This window comes from Marinomonas arctica, assembly GCF_003259225.1.
GTDB lineage: Bacteria > Pseudomonadota > Gammaproteobacteria > Pseudomonadales > Marinomonadaceae > Marinomonas > Marinomonas arctica.
In genome coordinates, this window is sequence record NZ_QHJF01000002.1 from 12,685 (window position 1) to 38,416 (window position 25,732).

Consider the following 25,732-nt stretch of genomic DNA (forward strand, 5'->3'; position numbering starts at 1 on the left):
TTATTCCTCATCTTCTGTGGTTTGATTAATTTGTTTGATAGACATTGCGCCTATAGGTTGCTTCTCGCACACGGCGTAATAAATAGCGTGTGGATGTCGAGCACTTTCGCCGCCCACTGCTAGTAAGTCGTTAGTGGTGTAACTTAAATAAATTGGTGATTCTGGATCGCGCGCTTCATTTAACAATACATTATCGTTATAACATTTAATGCCACCCATAATATTGTGATGCTTTTTAAACATGTGAGATAGCAAGTCTTTGTCACTTTGATCATAACCACAGATAGCTTTGGTGGGGTATGTGAGGTTATCAATATTGCTATCATCATCCAGCGGCATTGAATAAGCGTATTCATCATCGCTAAAGTTGATTTTTTCAGGATTACTCAGATCAACAACCGCCAACTGCACAAAACGATTATCCCCGCGCAAAGAGCCTTTACTGATTTTGCTGCGTTTTTTATCTCTATTTTTCTTCGGTGGTACTGTGATGGGGTCAATCACTTTTGCATTAACTTGTTGCACACTATTCTTAAGTGCAGCCACTAGATCACCCTCTATAAACTTTCTATTACGTTCAGAGTGATGAAAGCGGGAATAAAGTTGATAGATTTCTGGCAAAGTAAAGGTCTTTCCAACAAGCTCATTTTGTAAAAACTGGTACCACGCTCGCACTGAACTCAACACATACATTTTTCCTAAAAATCCTGCTGCTGGGCTTTTTCCTTTTCCGTTGGCTATCGATTCTGGCACAGCTAAGGCGTAAATATTTACGTCGCTATTTTCGCCAAAACGGTCTAGTCGCCCTAACCGCTGCAAGCAATCTTCAGCGCAGGTGATCTCAGCTACCATATAATCACAACTTATATTGAGCGATGCCTGTACAATTGGCCCACTACGCAGAACACCATACTTGCGAGTACCGCCGCGCTTATAAGCCTCATACACTTCGGCAAACCACTTCTGTTTATCGCTTTTAATAAACTTTGAATGCAATAACACCGCATTCTCATTATGTTGATTAGCAATAAAACTATTTTGTGCGGTCAATGCCATGTTACTGATCACAAAGGTACAGTCGCTTTGCGGGACAAATAACGGGTTAGTATTATCAAGTTTGCTATCATCAAATACTTTAAAATCAATTTGATACTGGCTTTGGTTGAACGATGGCATGATTTTGATATCGTCTGGATGAATGCCCAATAAATCTTCAACAAAAACATAATGTGGCGTTGCCGACACTAATAAGGTATTCGCCTGTTGCTGCTGCATTTTTTTAGCCGCTATCAGCTCTGCAAACAACAAATTAAACGATGCCATATTCACGTATTCATGAAATTCATCGAATACCACATGCACGTTTAAAAAATCGATAAGCGTATTAGCCTTGGTGTGGCTGATAACTGAACCGAGAATTTGATCTATGGTGGTAATTACGATATCACCAGAAAAATTCTCGTCATCAGGAATTGGGGTGTCCCACTGATTATGAAATTTAAACTCACCGGTATTAATTTCAATTGTGCTGTGGGGCAGGTATTGCTCTGAGGTCAATTCATAAAATAAACCTTGGCACACTTGTACACGGGGACATACCCAAATGATGCGTTTTGCACCCTGTAGTTTTGCCCATTCCAAAGCAATTTTGGTTTTACCACAACCAGCAGCCCCCTCTAGTACCGCAACATCTTCGGCGGTAGTCAGTTGCTTAGCAATGTCACTTTGTTTTTTACTACGTTCACTACTAGGAAAAAATGAGCTTAGACAAGTATCGATATCACTGCAAAGAGTAGATTCAACTTCAAGCAATTCTGTAACGATATCGTTTAACTTACGCTCAAAAATGGCCGAATGTAACTCTGCCGCACTTAAAGTAGATACTTTGCGATCTGCGGTGATCAAACAAGCACGAGCAATATTATTTAAGGCGTTCACTTTTACATTGGTATTACTGGCCGATACTGACTCTTCTAACTCGTACTCTTTATAGCTAGGTAAAGGTGGTGCATCAGGAAGATTCTCCTCTAGTCCCTCTTTTATTTCAGTTAAAAAAGCTTTTTCTAGAAAACTGTTTGTTAACTCTCGATATTTTTTATCTATACCAACAACTTGTTTAAGTAGTGTTTGAGCTTGCATGACAATATCAGCTAAGCCAACTCCCTTCTGGTTTGCTGCCAGCTTTTTACAGATATCTTTGTAAGATTCAAAGCCACTTTTCTCTTTACGATATGGCTTAGCATGATGCCAGTAAATCGCATGTTTCACAGAGCGCTTATTGCTCTGGTTCAATACTTTAAGTTCTGTGCTATCCAGTAGTTGATAAAGCAATAATGACACTTCATTATGTCTAGGGTGTTTATCAAAGCTGAATTTAGCATCATCAATGTGTTGGCCGTCTTCTGCTACAAATTCTTTCTTTTTTGGATTTGTGACCCACTCTTGAAACTTTGGGTCAGTTTTCCCTAAATCATGCAAACAACCGGCAATAAAGTTTACTATTGAAAACTGAGTATTTTCAGGGAATAGCTTTCGATGTAGTTGCTCAGCAACATAACCGACAGCAAATAAATGCTCACTAAGTGGCTGTAGGTGAGTGTTAGCATACAACACACCTTGTTTGGGTTTATCTGTTACAACATCCATAAAAACCTCTTTTTCTGTTGTATTAACCGGCACAATGCCCTGCTCATTAAATTTCAATCGATTTCCCACTATCCATAACAGCTCGCTTCTGGCACGAGTTCTTATCCAGTGACAACTCACGGCGGTGTTTTTGCTGGCGCTTTTACGCAGCATTTTTTTAACAGTAAGTAAGCCGTCTTCCGTAATAAGAGTCTGCCATGTGTTATCACCTATACGGTTAGCGAAGGCATCCAGTACACGCCGTGTTTTTTTGAGCGAGTTTTTTTCGCATTGGGAAACAAAGATCACCATCATGATTATTTTTGCTCCAAGCTTGTAACAAATTTATCATCAAGCAGGATCTGCATCTGCGAGATGGCAATAGTGTTAAGTTTCTTCAATCGTTCTGCTTGGGGCATATTTTCATTAATAAACACCGCATTTATACTCTCCAAATTAGCTAAACAAACCAGTTGTGCTGTGTTTGAGTAATCGCGGATATTACCTTCTGTTTCTAGGTTCTGTTGACGCCACTCTTTTGCGGTCATGCCATATAGAGCCATATTCAAGACGTCTGCTTCATTGGCATAAACTATTTGAACTTGAGCAGAACTTAAGTTTGGTGGTAGAAGATGGTTCTTGATCGCATCCGTGTGAATTCGATAGTTCATTTTTGTTAGTGTTCGGCGGGCACTCCACACGTGCTGTGCCTGTTCAGTTTCTTTGAGTCGCTGAAATTCTTTTATTAGATATATTTTAAACTCGGCGCTTATCCACATGGCAAATTCGAAAGCAATATCTTTGTGCGCATAGGTTCCCCCATAACGCCCAGCTTTCGCTTGTAATCCAATAGCTTGGGTTTTATTCACCCATTCTTTAACACTAATTTTGTAACTATTTAACCCTGCTGAACTTTTAATTGTGGCGAATTCGCCATAATTAAAATCTGGATTGTGTATCCGCTCCCAAATGCCTAAATACTCCACTGTGTTGCGGTTGCGAAGCCAGTCTGAAATAAAAAAGTCTCCCTCTTTTGCCTTTAACATATCGGTCAGTGAAATGTAGTCATCATCGGTTATTGTGATATTTTCACCTAGGATACTTACTACTTTGTTCTTACTCCCCATCACTCTTCTCCTTGGCTTTGTAGCGCTAGGGATTTCACCGTATCAAACATAAAATCTAAGGCTTTATGGTCGGTGAATTTTTGTAGGATCTGCTGACGAAATTCTTGTTCTGTGGCGTTTTCTTTGGCGCAAACAAAGGCCCAAGGTAGGACGATGGCGTCTTTGATCAAGTCGGCGACATCGAACACCAAGGCACCTCGGCGGGTTTTGCCATGCATAACGGCAAAGCCATGAGGAATACCCAACACCCATAAACAGCAAGCAGCTAAGCCGTAGGCAAGATAATTACCGTGGTTTAAAAAGTCATTGGCTTTGTCGTTGGAGTCATGCTGACGTTTAAAATCCTCAATACGCACGGCATTGGCGGCGTACTTGTAAAGGGATTTGGTGAGCTGAGCTTCGGTAAGTAATAAGTCAGACTGCTTGGTTGCGGCATCGGTTCGGTTATGAAAGGTCTCAAAAGATGATTGTAATACTGCATCTTGCAGGGCGAAGCCTTCGCCTTTTAAGTCTTTGTCTTTTGTCCACACTCGTTCTAGGTAATCCAAGCGGGCTTTTTGAAAAGTCTTTGCTGCGTCAAGGCGTTTGCCGTCGTCAAACCAAAACTGCAACCAACCATGAAGGTATTCGGTAGGTCGATATTCGCTTTGCGGGGTAAACCATTCCACTTCGCACGCCATATAGAGTGGTGTTCCACCGCCACCACAAAACCCCACCAATACACCCGCTTGAGCGAGCATGCGCATGGCCGCCTGAGTAATCGACGTACCATTTCCCAGTAAAAGCACTGTTGTATTGGCAATAGGGATATTAAAGTACTGATTTTCTCCGGATTTATTATTAGAAAGCGCTTCCGTGAGATACAAGACACGACCATCTTTTTGCATCACGCGACAATATTCAAGGTAGTACATATTGGCTCGTTTGGAGTGCAATATGGTTTTCATGTCCGATGGTGAGAACTGTTCCATTGTTTATCCCTTCTCGCTTTTATTATCTGCCGTATATCCACTTTGCCTTGCTTCCCTCCACCCCACAACCCTGTCATTTTGCACAGGTAAAGTTATTTGACAGGTTTTGCCCTATGTCAGCGTTTTATGGTGTTTATCAGTCAAATAACCATTGTTTTATGTCGGTATAGTTAACACACACCAGTTGTTGGGCTTGGGGGTTGGCTTCGAGCATTTTGGTTTTGATTTGTAAGTCGTCTAGGGTGTATTTGACAAGGGCGGCGCGGGTGGTGACGTTGAGCTGTCCATCCGTCATGCCGTAGTCGTTTTCCAAGACGCGTTTTTGTTTGTCGGTGAGGCGCGAATCAGGGGCTAGAATGAGGCTGACTGAGGTGTTCCACAGTGTGTCTTGTTGCTCGGTATGTTCGCTGGCTTTGCCGTCGTAGTCGACATGCTGAAAGCGGCTCAAGACGAAGTCGAGGTAGTGTTGTCGCATGTCGCAGTAAGCACGAACGTGCCAGCGTCCTGCAGTTTTTACAAAGCTATGGGGATAGAGTAGCCGACCTTGTGGGTCGCTGCTGGAAACAGAGAGGTATTCGCAATCTACGGCGGTTTTGTCTCTGACGGCTTTTAATAACGGCCGCATGACTTGTGGCGAAACGAAGCGTGCTAGGGCTTCTATTCTGTGTTGAGCGGAGTGCGTGGCGGTATTCGAAAAAGTGGGGATTTTGCCGTAATTTAGCCAATCAAAATATTCATCGACGGTTTGGTCAATATAATGCGGCTGAAAATGATCGTCGATTGGATAGGCTTTTCGTTTGGCATCGTAAACAAAGTCATTACCCGTCGCTTCTTGGTATTGCTTAAACAACGCGCTGACACTTTGACGCGATAGGCCGAAGCTCTTGATTAAAGGGGTGGTGTTAATCTGCCCTTCCCAAAAAGCCAGTAGTTCTATCATCCAATAACGTTGCGCCACTTCCATTCTGAGCATTCCTTTACATTTGACGGTCTAGCAATGTAACGCAGTTTTTTACGATAGCCAAATCACAATTGTTGTCTTTTTGTTTTTGGGTTAATCAGTTTGTCGCTTTATGTTTGCTTGTTGATTAGCGCCCTGCCTATGCAGATGTATCTACGTCCTTTTTTTATTGCTCAGTAATTGCTTCACTTCACGGTCAAAATCTGATTCTATTTTTTGTTGTTTATTAAACTGTTCATATTCAATATGGGCTTTTTGCTCTGCAGCTTGACGCGATACTTGGCCGTAACCTTCTAACACTTGATACTCGTTGAAGGCTAAAAATTTATTAACGCTTTCCGCAAAGGCTTCCATGGTAAAGGTATTGCGCCGCTCAATGATGCCTTCAATGTAGTCAAAAAAGGCGGAAACTGTGCGCTCTAATTTTTTGATTTCATCTTCACTTAGGTAATTTTTCGCAATGGTTGTATCGGATTTAAGCACTCGACCTGAAGGGGCATTTTTATACGTCATCATGCCCATTAAGGGTTGGTTGGCATCGGCCTTCAGTGAAATTATTTCTGCCGCCGTATGCCCTGTAATAGCAAAGTGAAACTTATCTTGCACATGGGCATAGAACAAGTGCGTTGTTTCTGAACGTGGGTCGTAATCAATACTGCATTCAGCAAAAATATCGGTTATCTGCTGATAAACACGTCGCTCACTGGCTCGAATGGAGCGAACTCGTTCCAGTAATTCTTTAAAGTAATCCTTGCCAAAAAAGCGACCGTTTTTAAGACGTTCATCATCCATAGCAAAGCCTTTGATGATGTAGTCTTTAATGAGTTGAGTTGCCCAGATACGAAATTGGGTGGCTTGCGTTGAGTTAACCCGATAGCCGACCGAGATCACGGCATCTAAGTTGTAATATCTCACAGGTTTAGTTTGCGTTTTATCCGCCATGGCACCATGAGCAGTGGTATGTTCCAAAATGGAAATAACCAGTTCCTCTTGCAGCTCACCGCTTTCAAAAATATTTTTTAAATGCTTAGAGATAGCCGGACGTTGTACCCCAAACAGCTCTGCTATCCGCTCCTGTGTTAACCAAATGGTTTCACCACTGAGCAATACTTCTACTTTTACGTCTCCATTCGGGGCGGTATAAAGTAAGAATTCTGAGGTTTGGTCTTGTAGGCTAAGTTGCGTTTTTTTGGTCATAACACCCTCTCCCAATGGTCAATGTTATCTGCATCCATGCATGTTCGTTGGCGGTACATATAGCACCATTCTAAAAGAAAGCATCTCGCTAAACACTACCCGCTATAGTATCACAAAAGTCTCTTACGTCCGCGTAGCCCTTATCATCCAGTTTCTTGGGGTGAGGCTTTTGTCGCAAAACTCGCCTATCTCGACGTGGTAGCCGTGCTCTTCTAGGTACATGGCGCGGTCGAGGACAAGCCAATGTTCGAGCGCGGGGCGAAAGAGTTGGCTAATGGCTTCGAGTTTTTGTACTTGTTGGTAACGAGATTGGCCGATGGCTTCGAAGTTTTCAAAAGCGGTTTTAGAGGTTAAGTCCGTTAGCCCTTTTTGCTCGGCGGCCCACTGGCAAAAAGTGTGGAAGCCTTGGTTTAAACGGTTTTTTTGTATGGAAGGAACCGGCAGGTAGTCATCTTGCTGACGGGCGGTTCGTTGCCATGCGTCGAAGCCGAGTCGGTAAGTCAGTTCGAGCTGTTTGAGGCGTTGTTCACGGGCGCCTGCGGTGGCGACTTCTTTGACGGCCAGTTTGAGATCGGCTTGGCGTAGTGTCAGTGCGGATTGCTGGGCGGTCTGTGACAGCGGCTGATAATACTCGTCTTGTGTTAGGTGGTAGCAGCAAGGAGAAATACACAGCGAAGCAGTATGTACAGCAACAGCTTGTTTGATCAGTTCACGGTGCAAATCACCACAAGCATGAAGCGCCACAGCGCAGTGAGCGTTCGCTAACGCCTCTTGCCCTTCACCTTTCAGCACATCGGCATGAATGAAAGTTTGTGGAATTTTTAACCGTTTGGCCTCTTGTTCTCCCGCTTCACAGAGTGATTTTTGCCATTCTAGGCTGTGGACTGGGTGGCGATCTTCAAAAGCCAAGAGTTTACCCAAGTGGCCTTTACCAGCGCACCACTCTAGATAGTTATTGGCGTGCGGCGTATGCGCAACAAAGGCTTGGATCTGCGACCATTTGCGGCCTTTTATCCCCGCGGATACATAAGCAGGAAAGTCGTTAGTGAGTGTTCGCTTCGTCGTTAAGGTATTTTTTTCCTGTGCTTTTTCGTTAAATGGCGTCTGAAGCTCAGGACAAAGACGACATACTTCAGCGTAAAAGGCGTCATCAATTGGTTGCAGGCCATGGTTTTCTAGGTAATCGGCTAAGGCTAGATAGTCATCACGCCAAGGGGTTTTGAATTGGTGAAATGTATCAAATTGCCAAAGGGCTTGGTGCGTTTTTAACCAAATGTCTAAAGATTGAAAACGCTGTTGGAAAGAGGTCATAAACAGGCTCGGTGCAGGAGGAAAACTCAGTGTCTTTTTTTCTTGACAGTATTGGGGAAATTTCCCTCACTGTTGCATTGTATTTTGTCATAAAAACGGCAAAATGAAGAGGCTATTTAAGCAACGATTCTAGCCACAGTGATTTCCCTGTGACGTATATAAGGACCCCGTAATTATTATGTTCAAGCATCTTAAAGCTGTTTCTGGCGACCCTCTTTTAGCCCTTATTATGGCCCATAAGCAAGATACCAATCCAAAGAAAATCGATTTGGGTGTGGGTGTCTATAAAGACGATAACGGCCATACGCCGATTCTTAATACGGTAAAAAAAGCCGAAGCCATTTTGCTTGAACAAGAAGATTCTAAAAGCTATCTAGGCATTTATGGTGCCACTGAGTTTGAAGCCATTATTAAAGAGTTGATTTTGGGTGAAGGCAATCCGCTGATCGCGTCTGGCCGCGTTCGCTCAACGCAAACGCCTGGTGGCACGGGTGCATTAAAAGTAGCGGCTGACTTTATCAGTGCTAACTTAAAAGGCGCGCGCCTTTGGGTGAGTGACCCGACTTGGGGTAACCATAAGTCTATTTTTGATTCTGCTGGCGTTGAGGTGAAGAACTATCCTTACTACGATCCAGCCACGAACGGTTTGCGCTTTGACGACATGATGGCCACCCTTGAAGCCGAAGTAAAAGAAGGCGATGTGTTGTTGCTGCATGCGTGCTGCCACAACCCAACAGGCATTGATTTGCAATTCGATCATTGGAAAGTCCTAACGGAGTTCGTTAACAAGCGTGGTTTGTTAGCTTTGGTTGATGCGGCGTACCAAGGTTTTGGTGATGGTTTGGATGAAGATTTGGCAGGCTTGCGTTATATGGCGGCCAATGTTCAAGATATGTTGATCGCGAACTCTTTCTCGAAAAACTTTGGCATTTACCGCGAGCGTTGTGGTGGTTTGAGCGTGGTTGCAGCGTCTGCAGACGAAGCCAATGCAGCGTTTTCTATCATTGGTCAGGCGATTCGTGCCAACTACTCTATGCCACCCGCTCACGGTGCGGCGGTGGTTTATACCATTATGAGTAACCCTGAACTGAAAGCAGAATGGGTATTGGAAGTGGCGGCGATGCGTGACCGTATTAACGGTTTACGTGAAAAACTGGTCGCAAAATTGGCGGAGTCTGGTGCGAGCAAAGACTTTAGCTTCATCAAAGATCAACGCGGTATGTTCTCTTATTCTGGTTTAACGCTAGAGCAAGTGCGTACCTTGCGCAGTGAATACGCGATTTACATTGCGGATACTGGCCGTATGAGCATTGCGGGTGTCAGTGATAACAACATCGATTATTTGTGTGAAAGCATTGCGAAGGTTGTGGGTTAATTTTCCGCCCCTTTGAAAAGCAAAAGCCGTGATGTCGTCCATCACGGCTTTTTTTTGTTTCTGGCGAAAAAGAATACTGTACGAAAAAACCTACTGAATCAGTGTATTACGCGATTTTCTGAGTTCTTTTTACCCGCTTGCATATCTGGGTGATAGTACTGTACCAAGCGCAAAATCGAGGGTTCTAACATGTCGCGCCAGAAGGTCACTTCTTCTTCCACCATGACTTCTAATTTGTCCCAACCCGCTTCGGTACCGAATAGGCGAACCGGCGCCAGCGCCTCATCAAAGAATTCTCTGTCGCCGCCGATCCCCATACCAATCAGTTTGGCACCGCGAATGAAACCAACACACCATTCTTCAACCAAGATGCTGTATTCGCCATCCACTTCTTGCTCTAGATACACAGGGTAAAAATCCCCAAACAACAAGCTGTTCATGGTTTCCATGTACATGATCAACACGAGACTGAGAAACTCATCTTCCTGTTCGGTGGACTCCCAAACGGGCTGATCTTCATCTGCGCCCCAAATGGCGTTCAACCAAACATCCGGCTCTAATTCTTGTACAGAACAACCCAACGCGGTTAAAAAGCCATCTAACTCCGACACACACATCAGCGAACGATCGGTTCCAAACGTCAATAAATAGTGGTCTATTTTTTCGTACAGAACTTCTTCGCTAATGACATCATCGTTTATCTCTTCAGACATTTATTCGTTTCCATTTAGTTGAGCTATACATATATTTTAGCGTGTCTTGGCAAAGACGCCTAATCAGGCTGTTTATTTTACTAAAGTGACTATTTCAGAAAGCTTCTCTACAAACGCATCAAATGAAGGCATACTGATTCTACTTATATTGATCATGTCAGTCTGCACTAACGCGATAAGATTAGCCAAGGAGGCATCCCCTTTTAGAGAATCAGATAACTGAGATTTGAGAGAATTTTCAACACGGTCATTTCCAGATTCATTCTCAAGCAGTGAGCAATGTTGATAAGGGTTGTCTTTTGTCGCACAAAGTAACCAAGCCTCAGACTTCGGCTTGGGTATCATAGGAATACCAAAGTGAAAATTTTCTGCTTCGAATCCCCTCAGCATGGATTCTCTTTTTTTATCCCAGTCTCCACGCCCTGCAGATGCCGTTCCATCTGAATCCCTAAATAAAACAGCAACAACATGGTCTTCTTTTTCATCTGATAACGACTTAGCTTTTATAGCTAAAGCTCTCGCATTTTCATAATAATATTTTGTTTCCGTTGACCTCTTTTTTCCCGGAAGAGTCATCGATTTTTTAAGTGGCTTTGATTTATGTTCAGCAAGATAGGATTCTGAAACATAAGTTACCCTCTCTGTGTCGATATGAGAGAAATCGTATCCCAACGTTTTTTCAACCAACTTATCGACGACCAAAGCCATCGGTCCAGCTGAAAACATATCGGCGTCACAATATGACAAAGCAGCATTACAAACGCCAATATCGGTCGCACCTTCGCCACTAAGCAACAAGTACATTTTAAGAACTCCTTTCTTTCATACTTGCTATTTCATCATAAAGTTGTGTCAAATCGGTATCAACAAATGCTTCGCCAGGCCCCATAAATTGAAGCTTTTTAGACATACTGGGGATATCAAATAGTCGAATTGACTGAGTGTACCCACTTGCGTTTTTGTACAAATACACAACCCCATTTTTAGCAACATGATCTTCCATGAAATTTAAAATCATTGGACTATGTGTGGTCACTAAGACCTGATCACTGGTATTAACTAAATGATCAATTAAATATTCAATAAGCTCAGGATTAATACCATTTTCGATTTCATCAAATAACAAAAATGCATCACCCAACTCCAACTGTACTAATATCGCCATCAACCGCAGCATTCCATCATTCAAATGTCTGGCTGTTGTTGTCATCTTTTGTTGATCATAGTGCTCAACCACCTCTAGCTGCTTCCAACCAGACGCAAGAGACTTTGTTTTGACTTCATCCAAACTCTTATATATTTTTTTGAGTTCTGTAGCCAAGTGCTTTTTTACGACTGCACCAGATTCATCAATATAAGCAGAAAGCTTTTCGCCACCTAATCCCAACTTTCCATCAGAAGAACGAGCACGGCTGCGTAACAGCTCTGGCGATATGAGCTCTAAAGAATTAATATTCATCATCAATTCTTTGATGTCATGCAGTATTTTATTTTGCTGCCCCCCCTTAAAGAAAGAAAGAAAAGACCCTTGATATTCAAACATTATTTCATGGCGTTTTGCATCAAATGTATAATAACCATCTTCAACAGAAAGAATTTTTTTCCCATGCCCATCAGTAATAGACTCTTTTGTACAACTTAAAGAGCTGCGATTAAAACTTCCTTCCCATAAAACTTTTTCATTGGCAATATCAAACTCAACAGAAAAGAAAATGTTACTTTTTTTTGTTAATTTTGAATTCAAATCAGCACTAATCCAATGACGACGTTCTAACCAATTATCAACGTCTCCCACCATCAGCTGTGATAAAAAATCGATCACCTGTAAAACAGTAGACTTGCCTGCACCATTTAAACCAACGAGACAAGTGAATTTTGCAAGTGTGATTTCAAAATTTACCAATGACTTAAAGTTATCAATTACTATTTTATGAATCATATTCTTTCCCCGAGAAACCTTGCAAAATCACTTCATTCTATTGATAAAGTCCTTTAATCAATAATCGCCAAGTTGCCATAGGTTTCTAGCCAGTTTTTGCGGTCACCGGCACGTTTTTTCGACAGTAATTTGTCCAGTAGTTCGTCGGTATCCGGTTTGTCTTCCATAGTAAGTTGGATTAAACGCCGAGTATCGGGTGCCATGGTGGTTTCGCGTAGCTGGGATGGGTTCATCTCACCCAAGCCCTTAAAGCGCTGGACGTTCGGTGTGCCACGTTTGTTTTCGGCGGCTATTTTGTGCAAGGTGATGTCTTTTTCTTCATCGTCTAGGGCGTAATACACTTCTTTGCCGATATCGATTCGGTACAAAGGCGGCATGGCGACAAAGACATGACCACTGTTCACCAACGCAGGGAAATGTCGTACAAACAAAGCGCAAATCAAGGTAGCGATGTGCAAACCATCCGAGTCGGCATCGGCAAGAATACAGACTTTGCCATAGCGTAAGCCACTCAAATCGTCGTCGCCTGGGTCTACCCCAAGCGCCACGGAGATATCATGAATCTCCTGCGAAGCCAGCACCTGATTGGAGTCTACTTCCCATGAGTTAAGGATTTTACCGCGCAACGGCAAAATGGCTTGGAAGTCTTTTTCACGGGCTTGTTTGGCAGAACCGCCCGCCGAATCCCCTTCCACTAAAAAAAGCTCACTTCGAGAAGTGTCTTGTCCTGAACAGTCAGCCAATTTACCCGGTAAGGCAGGGCCTTGCGTAATGCGTTTACGCACAACTTTTTTACTGTCTTTTAGGCGCTTCTGCGCACTATTGATGACGATGTCGGCAATTTTTTTACCGTCTTCAACATGCGAGTTCAACCATAAACTAAAGGCGTCTTTGAGTGTCGCGGAAATAAAGGCCACAATTTGACGAGACGACAAACGTTCTTTGGTTTGACCTGAAAATTGTGGTTCTTGAATCTTAGCTGACAACACATAGCTGCAGCGATCCCATACGTCTTCGGCGGTCAATTTAATGCCACGAGGCAATAGGCTATGGAAATCACAAAACTCTCGAATAGCCTCTAATAAGCCGGTTCGTAAGCCGTTTACGTGAGTACCACCCTGCGCGGTTGGAATCAAGTTAACGTAACTCTCTGTCACTAACTCGCCGCCTTCAGGCAACCATTGTACGGCCCAATCAACGCCTTGTGTCTTTTCTGTCAGACCACCAATAAATGGCTCATCTGGCAATAAAACAAAACCCTCATTGGCCTGCGCAAGATAATCTTTTAGGCCATCTTGGTAAAACCATTCTTCCCTAACGTCTTCCGCGCCACTTTGGTCAATGAAAACCACATGCAAACCCGAACACAATACGGCTTTGGCTTTTAATAAATGTTTGAGACGAGAAACCGAAAATTTAGGGCTATCAAAGTATTTGCTGTCCGCAGTAAATTTTACTTTGGTGCCGGTGTTTTTCTTACCCACCGTGCCAATTTCTTTGAGCTCTGAGGTTTTAAAACCGTTCTCAAAACCGATGTGGTATTGAATGCCATTACGTCTTACCCATACTTCTAAAGAGGTTGATAACGCGTTCACCACAGAGACACCAACACCGTGTAAACCGCCCGAAAATTGGTAGTTGTCACCTGAGAATTTGCCACCAGCGTGCAGTTTGGTGAGAATCAATTCAACGCCCGATATGCCTTCCTCTGGGTGAATATCCACCGGCATTCCTCGGCCATTGTCTTCGACGCTCAAGGAGCCGTCTTTGTATAAAATCACTTCAATGCGGTCTGCATGACCCGCCAAGGCTTCGTCGACTGAGTTATCGATAACTTCTTGCCCTAGATGGTTCGGCCGCGAGGTATCTGTGTACATTCCTGGACGTTTTTGAACGGGTTCTAAGCCACTAAGAACTTCTATCGATCCGGCGTTATATTCTTTTGCAGACATGCGTGTTTTTGCTTCCAAGTTGATCGTGCACCATAGTGTCAAAATACTAGAGCGCGTGCGAGTGTAAATTAGATTCGTTAGAGTCTATCACTGGTTTTACGTGGTGTGAAATAGTCCAACAAGAGCGGTCGTTTACTCGGTTATAATTTGCGCAAAACGCAGAATTTCTAAGGAAAACCGCTCAAATTCGGTAAAGCTGTGATCGCCTTTTGCTTCGTGCGTTAAACGTGCTGTTTTAGAAAAAACGTTGAGTGCTTCTTGGTAGTCCAATACTTCATCGCCCTCTTGCACCATCAGCCAATATAACTCCGCGGTAGGTTCCGTAACGACTAACTGCTCAAGTTCTCGCATATGAGCCTCTGTCAGTTCGTATTTTTCTTGGGTATAAGGGTTGGTTTGTGGACCAAGATAGTCTTTTAATAAGATAGGCGCTTGCACAGCTGGGTTCACTAATATGGCTTTAAGGCGATATTTTTCGGCTAAGTAGGCCGCGTAAAAACCACCAAGTGAGCTGCCAATTAATGTGATGCCTTCGTTCTGTTTGGCTTCAATAATGGCTTCGAGCTGTTTAATCGCTTGCGCGGGCTGCCAAGACAAACGGGGGGAAATCACCGCATTTGCTCGCCCCAATGCCGTCGCCGCATGGACTAATACGGTGGCTTTATGGGAGTGTTCTGAACTATTAAAACCATGGATATATAATAAAGTGGCCAAAGTATTCTCTACACACATCAAATTAAACGAACATTAGGCAAATTGAAATGACAAGACCGTATTGAGTCGATGCCCATGCTTCAAACATAATTCCAATAGATCGGCTAATTGCTGATTAAGTCGAAACTTTTCATCACGATGCAGCATGGCGTCATTGGGATAAGGATACGCTCCTTGGTATTGTCGATGCCCATCGGTGATTTCGGCAATGCCGACATCATGATACAAGCGTATGGTCATGGATAGTTTTGCTTCGAATAGCAGTTTTTTCTCTATCTCAGGACCAAACTCTAACCCGACCTCTGAGGTAAAACGACTCTCTTTACCTAGGGTAAGGCTTAGACGGCTTTCTTGGTCGCCAGCACTGTGAATCGCAAAATGCCACGCGTCCATTTCTTCTTGGCCACGCATGAGTTTGCCTAGGCGACGGTAATTCAATTCGCCAAGCATCTGCAAACTCACCAAATCTGGCACATAGTGTTTTGACATTTTATCGATCATTTTGCCTTTATCATCTTTTCTCATGAGGTTTGCCATTGTCACGGGGCATTTTTTACGGAGTAATCGGTTTCTGTACCGATGCTCGAAGGATGCCTCAGCGCGTCAAGTTGGCGACTCAGACGTGTGTCTTTATCTTGCCAGTATAGATTAAACCACGCAAAAAAGTGCTCTCTGTCTTTGCCTGCTGCGTTGTATTCTGACGTTAACATTGTCTTTGGTAATGCGATGTCTCGCACTACCACTCTTACTTTGCCTATCCGGCCACAGAGTAAATCCCACCCCGTAACCGTCTGTTGTTCATACAAAACATTAATGTCAGTGATACTTTTGATGGTCGGTGTCATGGTTTGCAAAATAAAACTCACACCACCGGCCCTTGGTTTAAGAAGACAGCCATAAGGTGACGCTTGTTGCTTATGTTTGGCGTCGGTAAAGCGTGTGCCTTCCACAAAGCTCATAATGGCATTAGGACGTTTTAGTAACCGAATACAGGATTGTCTGGTGGTTTCTAGATCTTTGCCGATTAAATGCGGTTTTCTCTTTAAGGTTTCTTTGCTGTAACGCTTCATATAGGGAAACCCCATGATGTAAGTGGCGCTACCCACAAAGGGCATCCAAATCAAAGCCTGCTTCATAAACACTCGCGGCAAAGGACGACGACCTCTTAATTGCGCAAAGATCACAAACACATCTACCCAAGACCTATGGTTGGCAATAATTAAATGCCAGTGCTGAAAATCGACCTTCATGGTGTCGTCTAATTCCCAGTTTATGCCAAGCACATGCTGGAACCACCATTCGTTCGCCCCCGCCCAGCCCTCATAAAGACGATTAAAACACCGCTCAGCAAACGCCTCGTATTGAGTATTTTTCAGCAACAAGAGCGGTGCGACTAAGTGCGCTAACAGCGTCCAAAACAGCGCGTTACTGGACATAAAAATGAAAGATGACACCCCAGTGAACGGTTGTAAAACCATGCGTTTCAGTATGAGAGTTGAAGAGACGTTAGATTGATCAGTCATCAGTTTAGACACTCCAACGAGCAACAAGATCGTGTTTGTTTAACGCAAACCATTGCAGTCCCATTATTGTGCTGGCGTTTTCCACATCGTGTTTTAGCAAGGCAATGGCATCATCGGCAGAGATAAGGTGCAGCTTAATGTCTTCGTTTTCCGAGTCCAAACCATGCACTTTGTTGGTATCAACAAGACTCGAATCAAACTCCCCAGCGTACATGCGTAAGTACTCCACCAAACCACCTGGAGATGGCACGAATTTAAACATGTATTCCAGACGTTTTACAGTCACACCGGCTTCTTCTAAAGATTCACGACGGGCGACGTCTTCGTCACTTTCACCTTCTTCCACCATGCCCGCCACCAGCTCCAACAACCAAGGCGATTCGCTGCGCAGTACGGTTGGTCGAAATTGCTCAATGAGCAACACTTTATCCGCTACCGGATCAAACAATAAGACACAAATGGCGTCATTACGCACCATCATTTCACGGCTCATGGGTTGACTCCATTCACCATTAAACTTTTTATGCCGAAGTGTCAGTTTGCGCATTTCAAAAAAACCTTTGTAAAGGCATTCGTCAGCAAAAACTTCGACGTCTTTTTTACTATACATTGGTTTAAACTTCATGCTGTCTCGCTTTGAGTAAAACACTATGTTGAATCGACTCTGGTATGATCAGATCAGTAAATAAGAAATAGAAGGATCGATTTTCCTTCATTGATCATCTTAAGACGGAGCGCTACATGGACAATATACGTTGCACTTGGTGTTTGGGATCGCCCGAGTACATTCATTACCACGATACCGAATGGGGCATCCCTGTATACGATGACCCCTCGCTGTTTGAGTGCATTGTACTCGAAAGCGCCCAAGCAGGTCTAAGCTGGATTACCATTTTACGCAAACGAGAAGGCTATCGGGCCGTTTTTAATGGATTTGACCCAAGCAAAGTCGCTAAAATGACAAGGGATGATGTGGAAAGATTGTTACTGGACGAACGGATTGTTCGTCACCGAGCAAAAATAGAAGCCACCATTAATAATGCACAAGCCTTTTTAAGAATCGCCGACGAATTTGGCTCTTTCAGTCAATACTACTGGGGTTTTAGTGATCACAAGGTGATTGATAATCGGGTTAATGGACTGGCTGAGGTGCCCGCCGTCACAGAGCTGTCGACGCGTCTCGCCAAAGACTTGAAAAAAAGAGGATTTAAGTTTCTTGGTCCCACAACGTGTTATGCTTTTATGCAGGCTACGGGGATGGTGAATGACCATATTGCGAACTGTGTGGCTCGCAAAGCAAATGACGCTTAAAAGATTACCGCCTTCGAAGAAGCTGTCGTTTTTGCGATGGTCTGAAAAGGGACAGCCTCAAAGGAGGCACTTGATTTCATTAATGTTTCGCCTAGAGTAGTCGATACGGTAAAAAGATTCTTTGTCTATGAAACTGGTTCATCATCAACCTTCATTAGGCTTGTGTAACTTTCATTTTGGTTTGGTACTCATACATGTTTAACAACAAAAGTATTCTTATTACTGGCGGCACCGGGTCATTTGGTCGTCAGTATGTCAAAACGTTACTGGCCAATTACCACCCCAAACGCTTGATTGTTTACTCCCGTGATGAACTGAAACAATACGAAATGCAGCAAGATTTCGATGCCACCTGCATGCGCTATTTCATTGGTGATGTGAGAGACAAAGACCGTTTAACCCAAGCCATGCGAGATGTGGATTATGTTATTCATGCTGCGGCCCTCAAGCAGGTGCCAGCCGCGGAATACAATCCTATGGAGTGCATTAAAACCAACATCCATGGCGCGGAAAATGTGATTGCGGCGGCCATTGCGAACAATGTGGATAAGGTCATCGCGTTATCCACTGATAAGGCTGCGGCTCCTATCAATCTTTACGGTGCCACCAAGTTAGCCTCTGACAAGCTGTTCGTGGCGGCTAACAACATGGTTGGCCAAGGCCGTACGCGTTTCTCAGTGGTTCGCTATGGCAATGTGGTTGGCTCTCGTGGCTCTGTGGTGCCCTTTTTCCAAAAATTGGTAGCTGATGGTGCCAAGTCTATTCCTATCACACACCCTGATATGACCCGATTTTGGATCACCTTGCCAATGGGCGTCGATTTCGTCTTAAAGAATTTTCAGCGGATGCACGGTGGAGAGATTTTTATTCCTAAGATTCCCTCTGTGCGTATTCTGGATTTGGCAGCGGCCTATGCACCGAATATTCCCACTCGTGACGTGGGCATTCGTCCTGGTGAGAAACTCCATGAAGTCATGTGCCCCAGCGACGATTCCTACCATACCTATGAATTTAAAAATCATTATGTGATTGCGCCTAGCATTAAATTTTACCAAGACGATATGGATTTTGCTCACAGTCGTTTAGGGGAAACAGGTGAATTAGTTGAGCCTGGCTACGAATATCAATCTGGTAGTAACCCACACTTTTTAAGTGTTGAAGAGATTTTAACTTTCGATGACGCACACTGATTTTATACCTTACGGTCGCCAATCCATTAGCGAAGCCGACATTGCCGCTGTGGTCAAATCGCTGCGCTCTGATTTTTTAACCCAAGGTCCATGTGTTAGTGAATTTGAAAACGCCGTTGCGACCAAAGTCGGCGCCAGTTACGGCGTCGCTGCCAACAGCGCCACCTCGGCGCTGCACTTAGCCTGTTTGGCATTAGGGGTTGGCACTGGGGACAGGGTATGGACTTCGCCAAATACCTTTATCGCTTCAGCCAATTGCGCTCGTTATTGTGGTGCCTCGGTGGATTTTGTTGATATTGACCCTCGAACTTACAACATGTGTGCCAACAAATTGGCACAAAAGCTACAAGCAGCGAAGTTAACAGATACGCTTCCAAAGGTGGTTATACCGGTACATTTTGCCGGACAATCCTGTGACATGGCGGCCATTTACGCCCTATCTAAAGCATATGGCTTTCGCATTATCGAAGACGCTTCTCATGCCATTGGCGCCACCTACCAAGGCGGTCAGGTGGGCAATGGAAAATATAGTGACATCTGTGTTTTTAGCTTTCATCCGGTAAAAATCATTACCACCGCGGAAGGCGGTATGGCTGTCACCAACAATGAACAGCTCGCCAAGCACATGCGCACTCATGCTTCGCAAGGCACAACCAAATCGCCAGATGAACTCACGCAACAACCAGGCGATTGGTATTATGAACAACATACATTAGGCTTTAACTATCGTATGACAGAGCTACAGGCCGCACTCGGATTGGCTCAACTATCTCATTTGGACGACTTCATAGAACGCCGCCATCAGCAATTCGAACACTATAAAACCCTATTGAAAAATTTCCCCATTACTCTGCCCTATCAGTCTGAGGACAATTATTCCTCATTGCATTTGTATCCGATTTTATTACCAGAGCACAATAAGTCCGCAAGAAAAGGCGTGTTTGATGTGCTGCGTCACGCAGGCATTGGTGCTCAGGTGCATTATATTCCTGTGCATTCGCAACCTTACTATAAGCAGCTAGGGTTCAATGATGGCGATTTTCCTGTTGCAGAAGATTATTACGCACGCACACTGAGTTTGCCACTTTTCACCGATCTAACCTATGCTCAACAAGAGCGCGTGGCACTGATTTTAAAACACGCTTTAATCGCCAATCGTGTCATGAGAGCCTAACCATGTCAGACAACGCCCCCTTACAAGACACGGCCTTTTCCACCAATACGTCTTTTCCCACAAACACACCTTATCGAGTGGCGGTGATCCCCGCTCGTGGCGGTTCTCAGCGTATCCCACGGAAAAACATTCGATTATTAGATGGTAAGCCGCTAATAGCGTATTCCATTGAAACGGCGATCGCATCAGGCTTGTTTGATCGCATCATTGTATCCACCGATGATGCTGAGATTGCTGAAGTGGCACGACGTTATGGAGCGGAAACGCCCTTTATGCGTCCCGCCAATTTAGCGGACCACATGACTGGCACTACACCTGTGATGCAGCACGCGCTGAGCTATCTTATTGAAGAAGGCAGAACACCAGACCAAGCCTGCTTGATCTATGCCACTTGTCCCATGTTAACGCCTGACGATTTACAGCAAGGCTTTGCACAGTTGAATCAACGTACGGCGTTTTGCTTTTCCGCCACCACCTTTGCCTTTCCGATTCAACGAGCGCTTCACGTCCAGGAAAACGGCGAATTGGCGCCTATGTTTCCTGAGCACATTGGCAAACGCTCGCAAGATTTGGTGGAAGCTATACACGATGCGGGTCAGTTTTATTGGGCAAGTACAAAAGACTGGTTTGATGAAGTAATATTTGGCCCAAAATCCAAGCCTTTATTGTTACCAAGACATCGAATTCAGGATCTGGATACCGAGGAAGATTGGTTGCGATTAACGCAGATTATGCGTCTGAAACAAGCAGAAGATACGAAACGTTAAAATACACCAAAATACGCACTCACTTTTTTAGCAACTCGCTTCGCACCATTACCGTCGACTATACGACGAGCGATTTCACTGGCATTTTCTTGCCATTGAAGGTCCCCCCAGCAACGATTCAGCGCTTCGACCAAATACGCTACTTGTTGCCCACGCAAAGCGTCAGACACATGATCAAAGCGAACAGCACGACACCACCCGAGTGGCACATGCTGCTCTAGGGAACGCGTTTGATTATCGGCCACTTGCGCAAAGACCGTCGGCACCCCCATGCAGGCTAACTCAAATAATGTCCCACCAGCGGCGGATATGGCCATCTTCGCTTGTTTCATTAAGGGCGTCACGTCGGCTAAACCTTGCTTGTAGGCAATGGCCTGCTCATTACAAAGGGCGATAACTTGGTCTGCATTTTTGGCATTGGCCCCCAATAAAATCTGGATATCCTCTTTAGGGAAACCCGACCACAATAAGCCCTTTAAAATAGGCAAGGTCAGCGCAAGAGGATCGGTTCCACCTAGGGTAATAAGCAGTTTATTGGGTTGGGAAACATGGCTAAGTGAATCGCCCGCTGAATGGTACGAACGCTGAAATGCGGGCCTGAGCAAAGCGTATTGACTGCCCGTTAATAGCCATTCGATCTGCTCACTGTAGTCTTGCGATAAAGGGTTGAGAAGCCACTTAGCCGGAAATACGCCCCTGTCATTCATGTCATCTAGGACCAAAAGATTCGGCTGATGCTGATACAAACGTCGAATGTCTGCTGCACGGTAGCCATAGTGATCTAGGATGACTAAATCCGCCTGTTCAGCCACGTGCCAAAATTGCGCTTCCGTGTCCACAAAACTGTCTTTTGTTGAACCAAACGCTTGATAGCGACGATCCATCACAAACTGACATTGCCAACCCAATTCTTCAAATGCAGATACCAAGGCTTGGCAGCGAACTCTATGCCCCATGCCAATCTCGACAGAAGCATCGGCTCGTACCAACAATTTCACGCCATCATGTCCCAAGCGAGTGGCTGACCTTTTTGCACATCCATAGACAATGTTTTGCCCAACACATCAGGCCAGTGTTTCGGTGCAAGACCAAATGAGGGGCGAATGATTTTCAGATGTTTTTCAGTGAGTATTGTGCCAGCGGGTAGGTCCGTCGCAACATAGATTGAACGACGGTATTTTTTTGCTGCTTGCTCTGCGTCTGAGCCACCGTAGGTCACTGTACCAAGTGCGGCTTTCGCGGCACGACACGCTTCCACTAAGGCTGTCATTTCCTTTGGTTCCATGGAAAACGCCGCATCAACACCACCCGCACTGCGATCCAGTACAAAGTGTTTTTCAATCACAGTGGCCCCCAATGCGGTTGCCGCCACAGCAGCACCTAAACCTTGAGTATGATCGGATAGTCCCACAGAACAACCTGTCTTAGCGGCTAAATCCGCCATGGTAAGCAAATTTGAGTCTTCTATTTTAGCCGGATAAGTGCTGGTGCATTTGAGTAAGGTTAACGGGTTGTCACCAATCGCACGAATGGTGGCGACGGCTTCTTCTATCTCGTCTAACGTGGCCATACCAGTCGACATAATAATCGGCTTTCCGGTACGAGCAACCGCTTGTATTAAGGGAATGTCTGTCATTTCGAAAGAGGCAATTTTGTATAATGGCACATCTAAACTTTCTAAGAATGCCACAGCACTCAAATCAAACGGAGAACTAAACGCCACTAACCCCAAAGACTCAGCCAACTCAAATAAAGGTTTGTGCCACTCCCAAGGCGTGGATGCCTTAGCGTAAAGGTCGTACAAATTGCTACCACGCCAGAGGCTGTCGCTTTCAGACACCATAAATTCCCCATGACGAATATCCAGCGTCATGGTATCCGGCGTATAGGTTTGCAATTTAATAGCATCGACACCAGCGTCAGCGGCGGCATGAATCATGGCTTTAGCCAATTCAAAGTCTTGATCATGATTGCCCGATAGCTCAGCAATAATAAAGGGCATTTTCTCAAACATAGTGAAAATCAACCATTGTAGTAAGTAATAAGGTGATCGTTACCCTGATCAACATATTCAGAAGCCTGCTGAAGCATACTGGGCATCTCTTCTAGAAACTCACACCAAGGCTCAAATAAGTGACGCGCGCGAGCCACGGTTTCGGTTTCATCTTGATGCTTAAACAAAAACTGCACAATCAAAAAGGCCGAATAAGTAAAAGACCCTATCAATAAATCGTGTATATGACGGTAAACACTGCCTCTTAGAAAATAAATTTCTCGATGATAAGACCAAAGTAAATTACAAACATCTTCGCGTGTTTTTATACTTTCATCCCACCCCTGTTGAAGGATTTTACTTATTTTACGAAAGTCTTCTATTGAGATGAGCTCGTCTGGTGTTTGCTGTAAAACCGCCATTGGTGGCTCTGTGAAAAAAGCAGACTCCAATATATCGATCACTTCTTGATGATCAACTTCAGGGTCTGTTATTAACACATCCTCGATCAATAAAGGTGAGACACCTTCAATTTTTGCCACATCAGACAAGTTAAAACTTTCAAAGTTTCGGCGCTTTTTCAGGGTACGGATAAGAGATTCAAGTTGTACTCTAGAGGTATCCATTATACCTGTTGCGTAAACCGTTCCGCCAAAATTACCTTCTCGCTCAACCAACTTTGCTTCTTGAAAGGTTTGAAAGCCAGTTTCTTTACCGTCTTTGTAGTATCCACTGTGTACCGAGTGATGAGTATTTTTATCTTTAAAACCATTATCAACGCCAAGAAAATAGACATTGTTAAAACCAAAAAGATGGACATACGACAAGGCTAAATTTGCCACCACAGGGTTGCAATAATTCAGCTGCACATAGTTTTTATTGTCACCTTGCGCTCGCGCATGAGCTAGAATTAGAGAGGTAACCGCCTCTCCTGGCTTAAGGCCCATGCCTGAACGATCAAAGTAATCAAAAAACTCTGGATGCATCACATCAACAGAAAGCCCCCAGATTCCTTTTAGATACGCTTTATCCAAGAATAAAAACTTATCGACTGTCTGCTTCATACGTTCAATATCAACATGTATATCGGGAGTAATCCCCAATTTATTGAGCGTATTGATAGTGGACCCGCAAGAAATTAATAAAACCTGACTGCGAATCTGTTTTAGTAACTCAACCCCATGATCAAGAGAAGGACCATTACCTAAAATAAATACAGGGATATTTGTCAGCCATTTTGGCAATATGTCATAACTTTGAAAATGTGCCACTTTGGTTTTTGGCAGGGATCTTAATCCTTGGGCGATACCAATTAAAGCGTCATCAAAAAAACCCCAGCCCATGACCTGACGAGAATAGTGTTTTTTAAAATATTCCAAAGCTTTATCATTTTCAGGGCTCTGGTACCCCATAAAAAGATAGGTTTCTGGTGCTAAAAAGTAACCATTTTCTTGCAATTGTAAAAGATAAGTATCAGTAAATTCGTCCGGCTGAATACCTAAGAAGAAATGAATGGTCCGACCATCTCGATTGAATTGCTCTAAAATGTCTTCCCAGTCTATTGCGTACAAAGAATAATGGAAAAAATCTAAGTCGCTTTCATACAAATAAAGGTGCTTTATTTCCCTGTTGCTCAATAACAATTCAAGTTGATAACCAAACTCTATACCAAAAACAATAGTAGCCCCCACGAAATTAGGCCACTCACGCTCCTGAGTCATACCATCCGATTGGACTTCCACCTCATCAAGTATTTTATTACTGTAGAAAACATGACGGCTTTCATTCTTGAGGGAGCGTTCTAGATTTAGTAGAGTTTTTGCGGGATAAGAAAGTGCATGATCAACCTTCTCTTTTGCTTGGAGTCTAGGATTTTTTGAAAATAAAGGCAGGCCAATATCCTCCCTGAAAACATTCATGTCACCGGATTCTTCCATGTAAACATAACGTTTTTTAGGACTATAGCCTTTTAGCTCTTCATAGATGTGGGGCATTATTTGAGAAAAAGTCGTCATATTCTTTATATAACGATCTGTCAATTCTTGGTCTTTTTCCCTTAGTCTCTCAACCCCCTCTTTAAACGTAGCAAGAAAAGCTTCCGCATGCTTGATATTGGAACCATCATTTTTATTCTGCATGCTTTACGCCTTTATATTTCGTCACACTCTTGCGAGTTTTTATCGATTGATACAGTTGATCTTGCATTTTTTTGTGGGTGTTTTTAACAATTAAAATCGCAGACTGATGGATTTTAATAAAAGATTTTATTTTTTCATTCGCTAAAGAATTTTTTTTTTCAAGTTTTATCGAAAAAATGAAATCATTATTTTCTAAACACAAACGCTGAATGTCATCAGAATCGTTTCGTTGTACTGCACTCTCTAAATCGTCGGTTAACTTGGTCAGTTGTGCTAGATCAAGCATTAACAACCCCTGATCTAGCTTGAACACCGTGACTATAAGCTTGTTGTTTATCCGCTTCTGATATTTGATCCCAAGCACCTTTAATTTGCAAAATCAGTGCGATTACATGATCAATGACCGCACAATCCTTGGAGACGCTAGCTTCGTTTATACGAACTATCATATAATCATACAAACCATCTAGGTTATCAACCAGTTCAGGATTTACATCACGGTCTAATGCATCCCTTAATGCATTAATAATTTCTATTGCTCGAGTGAAAGCAGCCGCTTTACCAGCCCAGTCCGCTCGTTCTATACAGCCCTTACCCAACGCTAATCGCTCTAAAGCGCCTTGCATTAGCAATTGTATGACTCTATGAGGATCTGCCGAGGCTAAATCGGATTTAATAGAGTCCTTTTTATAGGCCTGAATCCCTTTTTTCCCGTACATAAAAACAACCTCAATATATTAACAAAAACCGT

24 protein-coding genes are annotated in these 25,732 nt (G+C 43.7%); 5 read left to right on the forward strand and 19 right to left on the reverse strand.

Features of this window, described 5'->3' with window-relative positions:
• The 6 genes from DK187_RS01175 to DK187_RS01200 form a co-directional block, all read right to left on the reverse strand.
• Complete coding sequence (locus DK187_RS01175) at positions 1–2,940, reverse strand: CRISPR-associated endonuclease Cas3'' (RefSeq protein WP_111605509.1); 2,940 nt, start codon at positions 2,938–2,940, stop codon at positions 1–3.
• A 2-nt stretch (positions 2,941–2,942) separates the two neighbouring features.
• Positions 2,943–3,752 carry a KilA-N domain-containing protein gene (locus DK187_RS01180; RefSeq protein ID WP_111605510.1) on the reverse strand — a complete coding sequence of 270 codons (810 nt, stop codon included), beginning with the start codon at positions 3,750–3,752 and terminating at the stop codon, positions 2,943–2,945.
• Entirely contained in the window at positions 3,752–4,723 is a 972-nt protein-coding gene (cas1f, locus tag DK187_RS01185) for a type I-F CRISPR-associated endonuclease Cas1f (RefSeq protein WP_111605511.1), read from the reverse strand. Before cas1f ends, DK187_RS01180 begins: the two co-directional genes overlap by 1 nt.
• 136 nt (positions 4,724–4,859) lie before the next feature.
• Positions 4,860–5,687 carry a BrxR family helix-turn-helix transcriptional regulator gene (locus tag DK187_RS01190; RefSeq protein ID WP_111605512.1) on the reverse strand — a complete coding sequence of 276 codons (828 nt, stop codon included), beginning with the start codon at positions 5,685–5,687 and terminating at the stop codon, positions 4,860–4,862.
• 150 nt (positions 5,688–5,837) lie between these two features.
• Positions 5,838–6,881 carry a virulence RhuM family protein gene (locus tag DK187_RS01195; RefSeq protein WP_111605513.1) on the reverse strand — a complete coding sequence of 348 codons (1,044 nt, stop codon included), beginning with the start codon at positions 6,879–6,881 and terminating at the stop codon, positions 5,838–5,840.
• A 123-nt stretch (positions 6,882–7,004) separates the two neighbouring features.
• Entirely contained in the window at positions 7,005–8,192 is a 1,188-nt protein-coding gene (locus DK187_RS01200; protein WP_111605514.1) for a methyltransferase, read from the reverse strand.
• Between the two features lie 178 nt (positions 8,193–8,370).
• Here DK187_RS01200 and DK187_RS01205 point away from each other — a divergent pair, with 178 nt between their 5' ends.
• Positions 8,371–9,567 (forward strand): amino acid aminotransferase, encoded by a 1,197-nt coding sequence (locus DK187_RS01205; RefSeq protein ID WP_111605515.1) that lies wholly within the window; start codon positions 8,371–8,373, stop codon positions 9,565–9,567.
• A gap of 98 nt (positions 9,568–9,665) precedes the next feature.
• On the opposite strand, the gene DK187_RS01210 is transcribed toward DK187_RS01205, so the two are convergent.
• The 8 genes from DK187_RS01210 to DK187_RS01245 form a co-directional block, all read right to left on the reverse strand.
• Entirely contained in the window at positions 9,666–10,280 is a 615-nt protein-coding gene (locus DK187_RS01210) for a UPF0149 family protein (protein ID WP_111605516.1), read from the reverse strand.
• A 72-nt stretch (positions 10,281–10,352) separates the two neighbouring features.
• Entirely contained in the window at positions 10,353–11,084 is a 732-nt protein-coding gene (locus tag DK187_RS01215; RefSeq protein WP_111605517.1) for a hypothetical protein, read from the reverse strand.
• Position 11,085: 1 nt separating this feature from the next.
• Positions 11,086–12,219 (reverse strand): AAA family ATPase, encoded by a 1,134-nt coding sequence (locus DK187_RS01220; RefSeq protein ID WP_111605518.1) that lies wholly within the window; start codon positions 12,217–12,219, stop codon positions 11,086–11,088.
• A 53-nt stretch (positions 12,220–12,272) separates the two neighbouring features.
• Positions 12,273–14,171, reverse strand: coding sequence for a DNA topoisomerase IV subunit B (gene parE, locus DK187_RS01225; RefSeq protein WP_111605519.1), 1,899 nt, complete (start codon positions 14,169–14,171; stop codon positions 12,273–12,275).
• Between the two features lie 132 nt (positions 14,172–14,303).
• Positions 14,304–14,885 (reverse strand): YqiA/YcfP family alpha/beta fold hydrolase, encoded by a 582-nt coding sequence (locus DK187_RS01230; protein ID WP_223232225.1) that lies wholly within the window; start codon positions 14,883–14,885, stop codon positions 14,304–14,306.
• A gap of 33 nt (positions 14,886–14,918) precedes the next feature.
• Complete coding sequence (locus DK187_RS01235; RefSeq protein WP_223232226.1) at positions 14,919–15,410, reverse strand: DUF1249 domain-containing protein; 492 nt, start codon at positions 15,408–15,410, stop codon at positions 14,919–14,921.
• A gap of 14 nt (positions 15,411–15,424) precedes the next feature.
• Positions 15,425–16,408, reverse strand: a complete 984-nt coding sequence (locus DK187_RS01240) for an acetyltransferase (protein ID WP_111605521.1) — start codon at positions 16,406–16,408, stop codon at positions 15,425–15,427.
• Positions 16,409–16,412: 4 nt separating this feature from the next.
• A complete protein-coding gene (locus DK187_RS01245) occupies positions 16,413–17,033 on the reverse strand; it encodes an NUDIX domain-containing protein (protein WP_111605522.1) in 621 nt (206 codons plus the stop codon).
• Between the two features lie 116 nt (positions 17,034–17,149).
• Here DK187_RS01245 and DK187_RS01250 point away from each other — a divergent pair, with 116 nt between their 5' ends.
• The 4 genes from DK187_RS01250 to pseF all read left to right on the forward strand — a co-directional run bounded on the left by DK187_RS01250 (position 17,150) and on the right by pseF (position 20,850).
• Positions 17,150–17,719: a DNA-3-methyladenine glycosylase I gene (locus DK187_RS01250; RefSeq protein WP_111605523.1), complete on the forward strand. Its 570-nt coding sequence runs from the start codon at positions 17,150–17,152 to the stop codon at positions 17,717–17,719.
• Between the two features lie 194 nt (positions 17,720–17,913).
• Positions 17,914–18,909 carry a UDP-N-acetylglucosamine 4,6-dehydratase (inverting) gene (gene pseB / locus DK187_RS01255; RefSeq protein WP_111605524.1) on the forward strand — a complete coding sequence of 332 codons (996 nt, stop codon included), beginning with the start codon at positions 17,914–17,916 and terminating at the stop codon, positions 18,907–18,909.
• Positions 18,896–20,083, forward strand: a complete 1,188-nt coding sequence (gene pseC / locus DK187_RS01260) for a UDP-4-amino-4,6-dideoxy-N-acetyl-beta-L-altrosamine transaminase (protein ID WP_111605525.1) — start codon at positions 18,896–18,898, stop codon at positions 20,081–20,083. The genes pseB and pseC overlap by 14 nt, the downstream gene beginning before the upstream one ends.
• 2 nt (positions 20,084–20,085) lie before the next feature.
• Positions 20,086–20,850: a pseudaminic acid cytidylyltransferase gene (gene pseF / locus DK187_RS01265; protein WP_111605526.1), complete on the forward strand. Its 765-nt coding sequence runs from the start codon at positions 20,086–20,088 to the stop codon at positions 20,848–20,850.
• Here pseF and DK187_RS01270 read toward each other — a convergent pair.
• From DK187_RS01270 to fliS, 5 genes are read right to left on the reverse strand one after another with little or no spacing between them, the layout of a single operon-like run.
• The gene (locus DK187_RS01270; protein WP_111605527.1) at positions 20,847–21,848 is read right to left on the reverse strand and encodes a PseG/SpsG family protein; all 1,002 of its coding nucleotides are present in this window, start codon (positions 21,846–21,848) and stop codon (positions 20,847–20,849) included. The two genes, pseF and DK187_RS01270, sit on opposite strands and share 4 nt — an antisense overlap.
• Positions 21,845–22,864 (reverse strand): pseudaminic acid synthase, encoded by a 1,020-nt coding sequence (gene pseI, locus DK187_RS01275; protein ID WP_111605528.1) that lies wholly within the window; start codon positions 22,862–22,864, stop codon positions 21,845–21,847. The genes DK187_RS01270 and pseI overlap by 4 nt, the downstream gene beginning before the upstream one ends.
• Before the next feature lie 8 nt (positions 22,865–22,872).
• Positions 22,873–24,981, reverse strand: a complete 2,109-nt coding sequence (locus tag DK187_RS01280; protein WP_111605529.1) for a motility associated factor glycosyltransferase family protein — start codon at positions 24,979–24,981, stop codon at positions 22,873–22,875.
• Positions 24,971–25,267: a hypothetical protein gene (locus tag DK187_RS01285; RefSeq protein WP_111605530.1), complete on the reverse strand. Its 297-nt coding sequence runs from the start codon at positions 25,265–25,267 to the stop codon at positions 24,971–24,973. The genes DK187_RS01280 and DK187_RS01285 overlap by 11 nt, the downstream gene beginning before the upstream one ends.
• Positions 25,260–25,700 (reverse strand): flagellar export chaperone FliS, encoded by a 441-nt coding sequence (gene fliS / locus DK187_RS01290; protein ID WP_111605531.1) that lies wholly within the window; start codon positions 25,698–25,700, stop codon positions 25,260–25,262. Before fliS ends, DK187_RS01285 begins: the two co-directional genes overlap by 8 nt.
• Positions 25,701–25,732: the final 32 nt, after the last annotated feature.

Coding starts and splice junctions, on each gene's coding strand:
- DK187_RS01175 (WP_111605509.1), bottom strand. CDS start 2,940: ATGATGGTGATCTTTGTTTCCCAATGCGAAAAAAACTCGCTCAAAAAA.
- DK187_RS01180 (WP_111605510.1), bottom strand. CDS start 3,752: ATGGGGAGTAAGAACAAAGTAGTAAGTATCCTAGGTGAAAATATCACA.
- cas1f (WP_111605511.1), bottom strand. CDS start 4,723: ATGGAACAGTTCTCACCATCGGACATGAAAACCATATTGCACTCCAAA.
- DK187_RS01190 (WP_111605512.1), bottom strand. CDS start 5,687: ATGGAAGTGGCGCAACGTTATTGGATGATAGAACTACTGGCTTTTTGG.
- DK187_RS01195 (WP_111605513.1), bottom strand. CDS start 6,881: ATGACCAAAAAAACGCAACTTAGCCTACAAGACCAAACCTCAGAATTC.
- DK187_RS01200 (WP_111605514.1), bottom strand. CDS start 8,192: ATGACCTCTTTCCAACAGCGTTTTCAATCTTTAGACATTTGGTTAAAA.
- DK187_RS01205 (WP_111605515.1), top strand. CDS start 8,371: ATGTTCAAGCATCTTAAAGCTGTTTCTGGCGACCCTCTTTTAGCCCTT.
- DK187_RS01210 (WP_111605516.1), bottom strand. CDS start 10,280: ATGTCTGAAGAGATAAACGATGATGTCATTAGCGAAGAAGTTCTGTAC.
- DK187_RS01215 (WP_111605517.1), bottom strand. CDS start 11,084: ATGTACTTGTTGCTTAGTGGCGAAGGTGCGACCGATATTGGCGTTTGT.
- DK187_RS01220 (WP_111605518.1), bottom strand. CDS start 12,219: ATGATTCATAAAATAGTAATTGATAACTTTAAGTCATTGGTAAATTTT.
- parE (WP_111605519.1), bottom strand. CDS start 14,171: ATGTCTGCAAAAGAATATAACGCCGGATCGATAGAAGTTCTTAGTGGC.
- DK187_RS01235 (WP_223232226.1), bottom strand. CDS start 15,410: ATGAGAAAAGATGATAAAGGCAAAATGATCGATAAAATGTCAAAACAC.
- DK187_RS01240 (WP_111605521.1), bottom strand. CDS start 16,408: ATGACTGATCAATCTAACGTCTCTTCAACTCTCATACTGAAACGCATG.
- DK187_RS01245 (WP_111605522.1), bottom strand. CDS start 17,033: ATGAAGTTTAAACCAATGTATAGTAAAAAAGACGTCGAAGTTTTTGCT.
- DK187_RS01250 (WP_111605523.1), top strand. CDS start 17,150: ATGGACAATATACGTTGCACTTGGTGTTTGGGATCGCCCGAGTACATT.
- pseB (WP_111605524.1), top strand. CDS start 17,914: ATGTTTAACAACAAAAGTATTCTTATTACTGGCGGCACCGGGTCATTT.
- pseC (WP_111605525.1), top strand. CDS start 18,896: ATGACGCACACTGATTTTATACCTTACGGTCGCCAATCCATTAGCGAA.
- pseF (WP_111605526.1), top strand. CDS start 20,086: ATGTCAGACAACGCCCCCTTACAAGACACGGCCTTTTCCACCAATACG.
- pseI (WP_111605528.1), bottom strand. CDS start 22,864: ATGTTTGAGAAAATGCCCTTTATTATTGCTGAGCTATCGGGCAATCAT.
- DK187_RS01280 (WP_111605529.1), bottom strand. CDS start 24,981: ATGCAGAATAAAAATGATGGTTCCAATATCAAGCATGCGGAAGCTTTT.
- DK187_RS01285 (WP_111605530.1), bottom strand. CDS start 25,267: ATGCTTGATCTAGCACAACTGACCAAGTTAACCGACGATTTAGAGAGT.
- fliS (WP_111605531.1), bottom strand. CDS start 25,700: ATGTACGGGAAAAAAGGGATTCAGGCCTATAAAAAGGACTCTATTAAA.